Genomic DNA, 13,215 nt, shown 5'->3' on the forward strand with positions numbered 1-13,215 from the left:
AGGGTGGGGTGGGTGTTAACAACAACAATAAGACGCCGCTATTATGGGGCGGTTGGTTGATGCGCTTAACAGGCGCGGATTCCGATGATTTTGATCTGTGTTCATGGTGAATACGATTTATTAGTCTACTAATCTTGTAGACAAATATAAGCATGTCATTTTATTTACCAAAAAAATATTTCCAGGGTTGATCATTTCCCGCTGGTGAGCAGTTGTTCATAGTCGGCGGTGGTATCTATATCTATTGCTCCCTGCGGGAAGTGCACAGTGGCCACCTGCTCCGGGTGTTGCAGCAATATTTTTTTAGCGCCTTCCTGTCCGTTCAGCGCCAGCAGCTGTGGAAAGAATGGCTTTCCAAAGAGGGCAGGGGTACCAGTGGCGTCGCCATAGGTGCAGGCAACGATGGCTTTACCGGAGGTATTTTTCAACGTTATCATTTCCTCCAGCAGGGAGGGGGTGATAAAGGGCTGGTCGCATAATAGCAGCAATACATTATTTACATGGGGCGCAATGCGCAGCAGGTGTTGTAAGCCCGTACGGATAGAACCGCCCATCCCGGCCGGCCAGTGGGGATTTACAATGGTGTGTACCTTTTCGGTTATCAGTTGCTCCCTGATCTGTGTGGCGAAGGCGCCAAGCACTACTACGGTGGGCATATCGCAGTGATGGGCAGTGTGCACTACATTTTGCAGCAGGCTTTTGTTCTGGTAGGGGAGTTGCTGTTTGGGAGTTCCAAGGCGTTTGGAGGCGCCTGCGGCCAGGATAATGATACCGGTTGTTTTCATTATAGTTGCTGTTGAAGGATGACCTGTTGTTCGCGGGAATGGATGGATGTTGTTTTTTCCCGCAATGAAGTGGCAGCGGCGGCAGACAGCACTGATTTTATTTCACTGATCACCGACAGGGCAATTTCGGCTGCGGTTTCTGCTCCAAGATCCAGTCCTGCAGGACCGTGTATGCGTGCCCGTTGCTGCTGGGTAATAGAGATATTGTTTTCCGCCAGTTCGTCCAGCATGCGTTGCAGCTTTTTAACAGGGCCCAGTACGCCAATATACGCAAGTGGCAGCGGCAACAGTTGTGCCAGCAGGGCGAGATCATAATTATAGTTATGCGTCATCAGCAGAGCGGCAGTATACTGGTCTGTTTGCAGCTGGGAGAGCGCCTGCGCGGGTTTGGCCATGAGTACCTGCGTGGCTTCCGGGAACCTCATGGTGGTGGCGTAACCGGGGCGGCCATCAATAACAATGGTATGCCATCCGAGAAGGGCGGCCATTTTCACCAGCGGGATCACATCATTGCCGGCGCCGGCAACCAGGAGTTGCGGTGCTGGTGGTATGTAGGACGTATGTGTCGTATAATCGTTACCGGTAGAGAGGTATGTTTTCGTAAAAGAGCTGCGTGACCGCAGCGCGTGATTTGCATCGGTGATGATAGCATCCTGCAGATGCTGATCGGGTATACGTTGATGCATTTTTCCATTTGCGGTAAGCACCAGGCAGGTGCCGGGTTGTGGCCCTTTACGCCGGTGCAGTGTAAACAGGGTTACCAGTATGGCAGGCGCACGATGGGATATTACTTCCTCCAGCATGGCTACTGCGTTGAGCGGATCTTCTGCATTCACAGGCTCCAGCAATATATGGATAATGCCGTTGCATCCAAGTCCTACGCCCAGTTTGGCATCGTCTTCATCATTGGTGTCGTAGGTTACCAGCATAGGCTGCTGTTGCATCATTACCAGTTGTGCTTTCCGCAGGGCGTCGCCTTCCAGGCAGCCCCCGCTGATAGCGCCGGTGAGCGTACCATTTTCCGTTACCAGCATTTTTGCGCCGGGCTGGCGGTAAGCAGAGCCTTCTACATGCACTACTGTTGCCAGCGCCGTTTTTATTCCCTGGCGGCAGGCAGTGTAATATGATTTTACGATGTCTTCCAGTTCTTTCATGTATTCAGTTTATTTTCCACTTTCCATTGCTGTGCAGCTTTTTCATCCAGCACCTTATCCGGGGTGATGGGGAGATCGCGCACGCGTTTGCCGGTTGCATGATACACGGCATTGGAAACCGCTGCAGCAAAGCCGATCAGCGCTATTTCCCCCATGCCTTTAGACCCCATGGGATTGATGTAAGGATCTTTCTTATTGATGAAATACACATTGGTGGGTGGTGTATCTGCATTTACGGGAACGTGGTAATCGGCATAGTTGTTATTTACAAAACGACCGAAGCGGTGATCCAGTATTGCTTCTTCTGTGAGGGCCATGCCAATGCCGCCTACTACGCCGCCGATCATCTGGCTGCGCGCGGTTTTAGTGTTTACAATGGTGCCTGCATCGGCCACGCTCACAATATGTTTTATACGCACCACACCGGTTTGAGGATGTACATGTACTTTGGTGAAGTGTACGGAGAAAGAGTACATGGAGTACTTTTTCCTTTCTTCCCCGCTTTGCGAGGTAGCCACTACATTTACTTCCGGTAACTGCTGTTGTTGCAGGAGGGATTCGTAGGTGATTTTTTCCTGTCCCCCGGCTTTCAGCAGTTGTCCATCTTCAAAAACAATTGTTTCCGGTGTTGCGTTTTTAAATGCTGGTACATTACTGACCGCCAGTGATGCCAGCTTTTGCTGCAATGCTTTACAGGCGTCTGTTACAGCACTTCCAAGTGTAGACACGGTTGAAGAGCCTCCCTGTTGCGGTGCAAAAGGGTAAGCAGATTCACCTAGCATGAATTGTATTTTTGAAGGAGCAATGCCGGTTACATCTGCCGCTATCTGCACCATGGCAGTAGCGGTACCCGGGCCAATATCAGCAGCGGCGCTCTGGAGGATAAGGGACCCATCGGATTTTAGTGTAGCCGATACCGTAGCCCTGCCACGGAAGGCGCCAAAAGTACCGCTGCTCATGCCATATCCTACCAGCATTCCATCTTCCTGCATACTGCGGGGAGCTGCCTTCCGGTTAGTCCACCCGATTTTTTCAGCACCTAGTTCATAGGCTTCTTTCAGATATTTACTGGAGAAAGGCAGGTCTTTTTCAGGATCGGTATCTGCGTGGTTCAGTATCCTTAGCTGGAGCGGGTCTATATTGAGTTTGTAAGAAAGCTCATCAATGGCTGATTCCAGCGCAAATGCGCCGGTAGCTTCTCCGGGCCCACGCATCCAGACGGGCGTGCTCAGGTTGAGCGGTACCAGTTTGTAACGGGTATTTACATTGGGGCATGCATACATGAATTTACTCATGGCCACAATGCCTTCTGTAAAATCTTCATAAGGAGAGGTAACGGCTACCGCTTCATGGGTGATGCCTGTGAGCTTACCATCGGAGGTAGCGCCAAGGCTCAGCTTTTGTATGGCACTGGGGCGGTAACCTACCAGTGTGAACATCTGATCGCGTGTGATGACGAGCTTCACCGGTTTGCGTATTTTCTTAGCGGCCAGTATGGTGGCTACTTCCATGGGCCATACGCGCAACGCCATACCGAATCCTCCGCCCACAAACCGGGAGTGAACGGTGATATTCTGTTCCGGTAACTGGAATAATCTTTTCACGGTGTCCTGCACATTTTTTACGCCCTGTGTTTTCGCGTAGAGCACCAGTGTATCCGGCGTATCCCAGTGGGCAATGATACCGGCCAGTTCCATAGGGTTATGTACTTCCAATGGAATGGTGTAAGTGGCATCCACGGTAACAGCTGCTTTTTTCCAGGCATCTGCGTCGCCGCGCACATAGTCTTTCATCCGGTTATTCCGGAATGCTTTGTCCATGCTGGCATTCATATCGGTATAATGCGTTTCCTGGTTGTATTGTACTTCCACCAGGGAAGCAGCATGCACAGCGCGTTCCAGCGTGTTGGCCAGTACTACGGCTACGGGTTGCCCGTTGGAATAGATGCGGTTGTCTTTAAATATTTTAAGACCATCTTTTGCGCCGGGATCGGCATTTTTATACCCCGGCACAGGTGGTGCATTCAGGTGGGATACTACATCTGCCACACCGGGGGCCTTTAATGCTTTAGTGGTGTTAATGCTTTTAATGGTGCCACTGCTGATAGGGCTGCATACCAGTGCGGCATATAAGAGATCCGGCAGGTGATGGTCTGCGAAATACCTGGCTCCTCCGGTTACTTTCAGGCGGCCATCTACACGGTCCATCGACTGTCCTGTTTGTTGCTTTTTCATACGCTGGCGGCTTTTAGTAAAGCGGTTTGAATACTGTTTACGGATAAACCTGTTTTAAACTGGTTGTGCTGGTATGTTTTGGCGGATTGCAATGCGATAGCTGCAGCCTGGCGGAAATTTTCTTCCGTGGGGGCTTTGCCCGCCAGTGCTTTCTCTGCTTCATACAGTCGCCATGGTTTATGCGCTACCCCACCCATGGCCAGGCGGGCGCTCCGGATCATGTTATTGCTGATGTCCAGTGCTGCTGCCACTGATACCAGAGCAAAGGCATAAGAGGCGCGGTCGCGTACTTTCAGATAATATACATTTTTCGTGTAGGCGTTAGCGGGGATTTCCACGGCGGTGATCAGTTCTCCTTTTGCCAGGTTGTTATCCAGCTGCGGGGTGTTGTCCGGCAGGCGGTGGAAATCCGTAAAAGGGATGCGGCGGTTACCCTTAGGGCCGGTTACCAGTACGGTGGCATCCAGCGCAGCCAGCGCCACGCACATGTCGCTGGGATGTACCGCGATACAGCTATCGCTGGCCCCGAAGATGGCGTGCATACGGTTAATGCCGCCAATAGCGCCGCAGCCGCTATTGGGGCTGCGCTTATTGCAGGGCATGGTAGTATCGTAAAAATAGGTGCAGCGGGTGCGTTGCATCATATTGCCGCCTACAGTAGCCATATTGCGGAGTTGCTGCGAGGCGCCTGCCAGCAGGGCCTGGGCCAGTAACGGGTGATGTGTGGTTACCAGTTCATGTGCAGCCAGTTCACTGTTGAGCGCCAGGGCGCCTATATGAAGTGTGTTGCCATTCAGCTGTATATCTTTCAATGGTAAACGGTTAATGTCTACCAGTTTTTCCGGTATTACCACGCCACTTTTCATCAGGTCCAGCAGGTTGGTACCGCCGGCAATAAAGCGGGCGGAGTTGTCTTTCGCCACGGCATCTACAGCGGCTTTCAGGCTGGAAGGCCGTACATAGGAGAATTGATTCATACTGTTTTCCCTCCCTGTTTTACGTCCATAATGGCATGAACAATATTATCATAAGCGCCGCAGCGGCAGATATTACCGCTCATGAACTCTCTTATTTCTTCAGGAGATCCGGCATGGCCTTCACGGATGCAGGCTACAGCCGACATGATTTGCCCCGGGGTACAATAGCCGCACTGGAAGCCATCGTGTTTAATGAACGCTTCCTGTACGGGGTGTAGCTCTTCACCGTTAGCAAGACCCTCGATGGTGGTGATCTTTTTTCCTTCCTGCATTACCGCCAGCGTCAAACAGGAGTTGATGCGGCGGCCATCTGCATGCACCGTACAAGCGCCGCACTGGCCATGATCACAACCTTTTTTTGTGCCGGTAAGCTGCAGCTGTTCTCTGAGCAGGTCCAATAATGTAACGCGTGGCTCTACGGAAACCTGTACTTTTTTTCCGTTGATCTCCATACTTACGGGCATCTTCTCAAAAATGCCGGCGATGGCTTCATCGTGCTGAGCCGCTTTTATTACCAGCGGCGGCGTGAGCGCCAGTGCCATCACTGCGGAAGATTGTTTCAGGAAGTCGCGGCGGGCTTCATGTTTGCCCTTCCCGGGCGGATAGTGTTGTTGGTCGTTTTCCTGTGGCATTTTCTACCGGATTTAATCCCTAATAAGTTAGTAAATAAATCCGGTATTTGGTTTTTAAAATAGATGAGCGGCGCTTCACCGGGCGCCGCCACTGCCACCACGAAAGAAGATAGTGTTGTATCTGTTTATTGTCCGTCGTTTTTCAGGTGTGAGAGCCATTGCTGTGCAAATTCATTTCCCGGTTCCAGCTGCAGCAGCCGTTCAAATGAGGCGATGGCTTCAGGGACCTGTTCCATATGATAAAAAAGCACTGCCCGGTTCAGATGCACATAGGCATTATCGGGGGCAAGCGCCAGTGCCTTATCGTAAATAGCCAGCGCCTGGTTGTACTGCTCCAGCAACATGAGAATAGAGCCTTTATTCATCAGTAATCCCGGCTCGTTGGGTGATAGTTCCAATCCTTTATCAGCGTAAGCCAGCCCTTCCTGCAGGCGGCTGAAAACACTTTGCCTTGTAGCTTCGCTGACGCCGTTGTCTTCCATTTCAGTGATAGCGGTATTAGCTTCCTGCAAAATTTCCACTACCTGTTGTTCGTACCATGCAGCGCTTTTTTCCACCTGTGCTTTAAAAGGTACAGCTTCAAGGTCTATTTCTTCTTCTGCCTGCTCCGGTGCAGTGGCAGGCATTTTATCTGCTGCGGGAGCGTACCACCACTGGCAGAATTTGCCCAGTTCACCACCAACGGGCAGTTCATCTGCCGGCGGCAATCCTTCGTTGGGTATGGCATCGTTGGTTACCACCAGGTCGAGGATAGCTTCAAGCGCTTTGTAGTGAATGAGCTCACCTTCCTGTTCGGCTTCCATTACCATGTAAGGAAGCAACTGGTACCACAGGCCCAGTACGTCTTTATCTTTTTGTTCGCCTGCGGCTTCTGCCACTTCATGTGCAAGAGAGAAAACATCCGTTTTTTCCGGCGCTATGGCATCATCACCGGTGAGCGTGCCATTGGCTACCATATCGGCCCAGAGAAAAGAGCCGGCATCGCAGTACATAATGTAAGACTGGGTAGCAAAATCGAAATTGGCGTAACCGGCCACAGGATTGCTTTCCTGGTCCCATTCCGCAGTGGGGTTACGGTATATGAAGCTGAATTTCCGGCTGGCGGCCAGTGCATCGAACCAGGCTGCATGGGTGGCATACGCCGGATGCGCGCTAACGGGAAAAGTATATACGAAATGATGTTTGATTAACACGTCCATCACCCGGAAATGTGTAAACGCGGTATCGTATTGCTGTTGTAATTTGTACAGGTTAAAAAAGAGGCTCCTGCGATCCAATCCTTCTTCCTGGCTTTTATCCAGGCAAAGAACAGACAGTTCCACCAGTGTCTCAAATTCATGCATCGCCATATGTTACTTGCTTTGGGCGCAAGTTACGCGAATTTTGTCTTGGAACACTGATTACGCTGATTTTGATGATTTCATTGATTTTGTTTTTTTGATTTTTGAAATAATAAAGGGAGATATAGGCGAATTTATCCCCGTATATCTCCCGGCTTTTTATAAAACATTTAAAGTAAAATCAAAGTAATCATCAAAATCAGCGTAATCAGTGTTCCAAGACAAATCCCGCTATTTGAGCAATACGTTCTTTACGTATTTATAGCTTTGGGTGATGCTATCGAATGGTTCGATGGTGATTTTGTCCTGTTCTACGAAAAGATGTTTTACGCCGGCAAGTTTTGCCTGGGCAAAGATCTTTGAGAAGTCGATGCTGCCGGTTCCCACTTCTGCGAAGGTGACGCCGGAGAGCAGTTCCATGGAGGTTTTATTTTCAGTGCCTGTGGCGGTAAGACTGGCAGTATTCGATTTATCCATGTCTTTCACATGCCAGGCTACAAATCTGCCGGGTGCTTCTTTAAACAGGGTGATGGGATCGCGTCCTGATTTTACGGCCCAGAAAAGATCCAGTTCAAAGGTAACCAGTGAAGGGTCTGTTTCTTTCAGCATTACTTCGTATCCGGTGCTGTTGCTGTCGGCCAGTGGTTTGAATTCCCAGTAGTGGTTATGATAACCGATCTTCAGATTTGCTTTTTTACATTGTTCACCGGCTTTGTTCAGTTGTTCTGCCATGAACTTATAATCATCTGCTCCCAGTTTTTTATCCCACAGGGAGAGCGGTAATACGGGTACAATAAAGTATTGCTGGCCGAGTGCTGCTGCCAGGTCGATTTGCGGTTGCAGGGCATCGGCGTTACCATTGCCTTTGGTCAGATAATCATTGAGCTGATAGTGGCCACTGGGCGTATTCAATTGGTGTTGTTTCAATACGGCGTTTAACTCCGCAGGTTTCAATCCCCAGAACTCGCCTTTGTCGCCCGTGCCCTGGAAGCCATAAAAGGTTTCCACTTCCTTATAGCCGATGCCCGCTACTTTGGCCAATGTGCCTTTAGGATCTTTGGCCAGCTGGTCGCGCAGGGTGTACAGCTGCAAACCTATTTTCTTTGGCAGCGCTTTGTTGCCGGTCATGGCAGACAAAGCGCCCGGTAACATCATACCGGCGGCTATCAGCCCAGTTTGTTGTATGAATGAACGCCTCGACGTATGCATGGTAAATATGTTTGTAACGTGGGTAAATGTATAACTACTGAAGTGGTTACGCAGAGCAATTTAATAAAACGATTTTATCTTCCTGAAAATTTTTAAAAAGAAAAACCAGGCATGATACTTTTTTGCAGGATCGGGTATAATAATACTGATTTTTATAACGGTGATGCCTCATCGCAGTAGTAATGATACAATGGGGGAGAAATTCTGCATGTTGCTTACTGCGCCGCTACAGCAGGGATTTTGGCTTATATAAATTTTGAAAAGATATGGGTATAATTAATTAAATTGTTAGTAGTTACTGATCCAAAACCACGTTTAAAATGAATTTTTCTTTCAGCGATGTAAAGCAGCCGGAAGAAGGCGCCAGGAAGAAGTCGAAGTTGAGAGAATGGATAGAAGCTGCTCTTTTTGCTGTGGTTGCCGCTACCCTTATCCGTACCTTTATCTTTGAAGCTTTTGTTATCCCCAGTTCCTCAATGGAAAAAACGCTGCTGATCAATGATTTTATTTTTGTCAGCAAAATCAGTTATGGCCCACGTGTTCCCATTACCCCGCTGGCCTGGCCTTTCACCCATCATACCCTCCCGCTTACCAAAAACACCAAACCCTTTTCTACCGCTGTTCAGTGGCCTTATACAAGGCTTCCCGGTTTCAGTAGCGTACATCGTAATGATGTGGTGGTATTCAATTATCCCTGCGGCGATACGGTACTGAAAACCATCGCCGGGGATGATGAGGATTACTATACAAATATGCGCTCACTGGGAGCGGAGTATCTGCGTAAAAATTATCCTCCGCCGGTTACCCGGCCAGTAGATAAAAGGGAGAACTGGATCAAACGCTGTATTGCCATACCCGGCGATACCCTGCAGATCATTGACGGTATTGTGTATATCAACCATACTGCTATGGCATCCCCGGAGCATTTTGAAGCCAGGTATTATGTAACGATGCCGGATAAAAAAGAGCTCAGTGACTCTATGCGCGATGTACTGGGAACAGATCATATCCAGCGTGCCACCAGGGATTCGGGTAGGTTCATCTACAACCTTACCACTGCAAACATTGATACGCTGAAAGCTATGGGAGGCATCGTAAAACGGTATGTATACGATGCGTTTGCCGACTCCAGGGTGTTCCCTTTTGATACCAGGCATTATGAATGGAACGAGGATTGCTTCGGCCCCCTGTATATTCCCCGTAAAGGCGCTACAGTAAAGCTGGACACGCTTACCTTGCCTTTTTACAGCCGTATTATAGTTACTTATGAACACAACACACTGCGTGTTGTAAACGGAAAAATCTATATCAATAACCAGGAAACAGACAGTTATACCTTCAAAATGAATTACTACTGGATGATGGGGGATAACCGCCGGGAATCGATGGATTCCCGCTTCTGGGGCTATGTCCCGGAGGATCATATTGTGGGAAAAGCCTGGATCATCTGGATGAGCATTCATCATAACCGTATCAGGTGGGGACGGCTTTTTTCGGCGATAAAGTAGCGGATTTTGTCTTGGAACACTGATCACACTGATTCTGATGATTTCATTGATTTTATTTTAAGTGGTTTATAAAAAGCAGGAAGAGATATGTGGGTAAAATCCACATCTTTCTCTCTTTATTATTATAAGATTAAAAAAACCTCAGCGAAATCATCAGAATCAGTGTGATCAGTGTTCCAAGACAAAATCCGCATACGGCAACCTTCGCGTTTGAATTCGTATTTTTGTGGGATGCCCGTATTACATAACTCAGATTACCAGGCGCCGTTTTTACTGCAGAACCGCCATATGCTTACCATCTATCCATCTTTATTCCGCAGCATACGGCCGGCGGCATACAGGAGGGAACGGATCACTACGCCCGACGGGGACTTCCTGGACCTGGATTTCAGTGAAAGGGGAAGCAGTCGCCTGGTGGTGATCCTGCACGGACTGGAAGGTAATGCCAGCCGCAAGTATGTACTGGGAATGGTGCATATTTTCAATGGCGCCGGTTTTGATACCGTATCCATGAATTTCCGGGGATGCAGCGGCGAGCCTAATAAAAATCTCCGCTTTTATCACAGCGGCGAAACGGAAGATCTGCATGCTGTGATCGGGTACCTGGTATCGCTGAAGAAATATACGGCTATTCATCTGGTAGGCTTTTCCCTGGGCGGGAATGTGACTTTAAAGTACCTGGGAGAAAGGGGCGCAACGGTGGATGGGACAATCAGGTCGGCGGTAGCCATATCTGTGCCCTGCGACCTGAAAAGCGGCTCCGCAGAGCTGGAGAAAAGGCATAATATTATATATATGCAGCGGTTTATCCGGGACCTGGGAGAGAAGTTGCGACTGAAAGCACTGCAATTCCCGGGGAGCATCAATCTTGACCACTACGCGGAGGTCCGGTCTTTCCGGCAGTTCGATGACCGCTATACTGCGCCCATGCATGGGTTTAAAGATGCCCTTACCTATTGGGAGCAATGCAGCTCCCGGCCATTGCTGCCGGATATCCGTATACCGGTACTGGTGATCAATGCGAAAGATGACCCATTCCTGGGGAAAGAATGCTATCCTTATGAAATAGCGGCCGGCAGTAAGTATGTTTTCCTGGAAACCCCGCACCAGGGTGGTCATGTTGGATTTGTAAGATTCGGGGAAGATTTTTACTGGTCCGAAAAAAGGGCGCTGGCCTTTATACAGCAGATGTAAACCCACCTGCAGGCAGTCAAATTAGTGTTATTTGTATTTCCCGTGGTTTTTTATAATTTACAGCGGAACGGTGTGCAACATTTAAATCAGTAAAACACATATGGAGCGAATGCCATCTGAAGAAGAGGTGTTATTGAGGATGATAAGCGGTGATGAATTGGCTTTTTCCAGTATCTACCGGCACTACCATTCTTCTCTCTATATCTACCTGTTACGCTTTTGCAAAGTGCCTTCCCTGGCGGAGGACCTTGTTCATGATGTATTCCTGAAAATATGGGAGATCAGGGAGCGGATTAACCCACAGCTCTCTTTTAGTGGTTACCTCTACAGGATTGCCCGTAACCACGTTTTTAAGACTATTGCCAAACTGGTCACAGATGAGCAGATGCGCGAGCAATTGTTCCGGCAGCTTTCACAACATGATGCGGGGTTAACCGATCTTGCTATCCGGTCAAGGGAATACGACCGCCTTTTCCAGGAAGCGTTGAGCCGGATGACCAGCCAGCGGTTAAATGTGTTCCGCCTGTGCCGGCAGGAAGGCAAAACCTATGATGAAGCTGCCGCCATTCTGGGCATTTCCCGCGATACCGTTAAAAAGCACATGGTGCTCAGTATGCGGTTCATACAGGATTATATCTTCCGTCATGGCGACATTCTGGTAGCCACCTATCTTCTTACCACTATTATCTGAAAAATATTTTTCCCGAGGGGTACCCTCTTTCTTTATTTCCGGATATTATATGCAGGGCCTGTATTAAAGCGCCTGGTATTATAATGAACTTACCGGAAGAACAACAGGAAGCACTATTGCAAAAATACCTCGATGGCCAATGCACGCCGGAGGAAATAGCCACCTTATACAGCTGGCTGCTTACCTCCGATGCGCATCGGCCGCTGTTATCTGTAATGCAGCAGGATTTTGAGCGTATTATGAAGGAGCGGCCGGTAGTTCCTGAAGAATTGAGCAACCGGATAGAAAGCAGGTTGCTGCAGTCTATCAACACCAGTAAGAAGGAAACGGTACCGATGCGGGTATCGTTCCGCCGTAACTGGACGATAGCGGCAACAATAGCCTTGTTGGTAGCATCCGGCATTACTTTGTTTTACACCCTGCGCAGGCCGGCAGTTCCCTTGCCGGCTGCCGCGCAGGTGGCAGATGTAATGCCGGGAACCAACAAAGCGGTACTTACACTGGCCGATGGAACGGTGGTAACGCTCGACAGTACCGGCAAACAGGTGATACAACAGGGTGCTACTGTTGTAAAGCAGCAGAATGGAAAGCTGGAATACGCCGTATCAGGAGGGAATGCAGTGGTAGGATATAATACGCTGAAAGTACCGCGGGGCGGGCAATTTACCGTTGAGTTGCCAGATGGCACCATTGCCTGGCTTAATTCCGCATCCAGCCTGCGTTATCCGACCGCTTTTACCGGTAACAACCGTACCGTGGAAATGGAAGGACAGGGATATTTTGAGGTAAAGCAAAATGCGAAACGCCCTTTCGTGGTAAAAGTGAATGCGATAGAAATACAGGTACTGGGTACCGCTTTCGATATCATGGCCTATTCTGATGAAGATGCAGTAAAAACCACGTTGATCAGCGGTGCAGTGAAGGTGAAGTCGGCCAAAGCGGAAAAATTGCTGCATCCCGGCGATCAGGCTGCGATCAGCAGCAGCACGGGAGCTGTGCTGGTACACCCGGTGGATGTAGCCGCGGTAACCGCCTGGAAAACCGGATTTTTTGAATTTGACAATGCTAATATAAATGTAATCATGAGACAGTTAGCCCGTTGGTATGATATAGAAATAGATATAAAAAATGCAGACAACAGGCTGTTTGGCGGAAGGATCAACAGGAACCTGCCATTATCGGAAATGCTGAAACTACTGGAAGCCAGTGGTGCCAGGTTTAACCTGGAAGGAAGAAAATTAACCGTAATAAAGTAACAAGACAACACTTTTAATATTCACAGTTATTGCTGTTTCCACGTTGCGGCGATCCACGTAAAAGAACCGATAAATTTTAAACAGATGACAACAACCGGAACAAGTTAATCGGGAAAGGTATGTCCGAAAAAAACCGGAAGTGCTCGCAACACTCCCGGTATGGCCTGGGCATTCCTTTGAGTTTCAGTCCCTTAATCAAAGAACTTCATTACAAGAATTCCCAAACACTACAAAA

At 48.9% G+C, this 13,215-nt stretch carries 11 protein-coding genes; 4 read left to right on the forward strand and 7 right to left on the reverse strand.

Annotation, left to right across the window (positions count from 1 at the left end; genetic code table 11):
* Window positions 1-191: 191 nt before the first annotated feature.
* The 7 genes from FN124_RS19340 to FN124_RS19370 form a co-directional block, all read right to left on the reverse strand.
* The gene (locus FN124_RS19340) at window positions 192-785 is read right to left on the reverse strand and encodes a nucleotidyltransferase family protein (protein ID WP_142686395.1); all 594 of its coding nucleotides are present in this window, start codon (window positions 783-785) and stop codon (window positions 192-194) included.
* A complete protein-coding gene (locus FN124_RS19345; RefSeq protein WP_142686396.1) occupies window positions 785-1,939 on the reverse strand; it encodes an XdhC family protein in 1,155 nt (384 codons plus the stop codon). The genes FN124_RS19340 and FN124_RS19345 overlap by 1 nt, the downstream gene beginning before the upstream one ends.
* Window positions 1,936-4,173: a xanthine dehydrogenase family protein molybdopterin-binding subunit gene (locus FN124_RS19350; protein WP_142686397.1), complete on the reverse strand. Its 2,238-nt coding sequence runs from the start codon at window positions 4,171-4,173 to the stop codon at window positions 1,936-1,938. Before FN124_RS19350 ends, FN124_RS19345 begins: the two co-directional genes overlap by 4 nt.
* Window positions 4,170-5,150, reverse strand: coding sequence for an FAD binding domain-containing protein (locus FN124_RS19355; RefSeq protein WP_142686398.1), 981 nt, complete (start codon window positions 5,148-5,150; stop codon window positions 4,170-4,172). Before FN124_RS19355 ends, FN124_RS19350 begins: the two co-directional genes overlap by 4 nt.
* A complete protein-coding gene (locus tag FN124_RS19360; RefSeq protein WP_142686399.1) occupies window positions 5,147-5,782 on the reverse strand; it encodes a 2Fe-2S iron-sulfur cluster-binding protein in 636 nt (211 codons plus the stop codon). The genes FN124_RS19355 and FN124_RS19360 overlap by 4 nt, the downstream gene beginning before the upstream one ends.
* Before the next feature lie 125 nt (window positions 5,783-5,907).
* Complete coding sequence (locus FN124_RS19365; protein WP_142686400.1) at window positions 5,908-7,131, reverse strand: tetratricopeptide repeat protein; 1,224 nt, start codon at window positions 7,129-7,131, stop codon at window positions 5,908-5,910.
* 222 nt (window positions 7,132-7,353) lie between these two features.
* Window positions 7,354-8,331 carry a sugar phosphate isomerase/epimerase family protein gene (locus FN124_RS19370; protein ID WP_142686401.1) on the reverse strand — a complete coding sequence of 326 codons (978 nt, stop codon included), beginning with the start codon at window positions 8,329-8,331 and terminating at the stop codon, window positions 7,354-7,356.
* A 320-nt stretch (window positions 8,332-8,651) separates the two neighbouring features.
* Between FN124_RS19370 and lepB the strand changes: the two genes are divergently transcribed.
* From lepB to FN124_RS19390, 4 genes are all read left to right on the forward strand, one after another.
* A complete protein-coding gene (gene lepB, locus FN124_RS19375) occupies window positions 8,652-9,839 on the forward strand; it encodes a signal peptidase I (RefSeq protein ID WP_142686402.1) in 1,188 nt (395 codons plus the stop codon).
* Between the two features lie 231 nt (window positions 9,840-10,070).
* Window positions 10,071-11,033 carry a YheT family hydrolase gene (locus tag FN124_RS19380; RefSeq protein WP_142686403.1) on the forward strand — a complete coding sequence of 321 codons (963 nt, stop codon included), beginning with the start codon at window positions 10,071-10,073 and terminating at the stop codon, window positions 11,031-11,033.
* A gap of 100 nt (window positions 11,034-11,133) precedes the next feature.
* A complete protein-coding gene (locus tag FN124_RS19385; protein WP_142686404.1) occupies window positions 11,134-11,724 on the forward strand; it encodes an RNA polymerase sigma factor in 591 nt (196 codons plus the stop codon).
* Window positions 11,725-11,807: 83 nt separating this feature from the next.
* Window positions 11,808-12,980, forward strand: a complete 1,173-nt coding sequence (locus FN124_RS19390) for a FecR domain-containing protein (protein ID WP_142686405.1) — start codon at window positions 11,808-11,810, stop codon at window positions 12,978-12,980.
* Window positions 12,981-13,215 lie beyond the last annotated feature (235 nt).

This window comes from Chitinophaga polysaccharea, from assembly GCF_902150045.1.
GTDB classification, from domain to species: domain Bacteria; phylum Bacteroidota; class Bacteroidia; order Chitinophagales; family Chitinophagaceae; genus Chitinophaga; species Chitinophaga polysaccharea_A.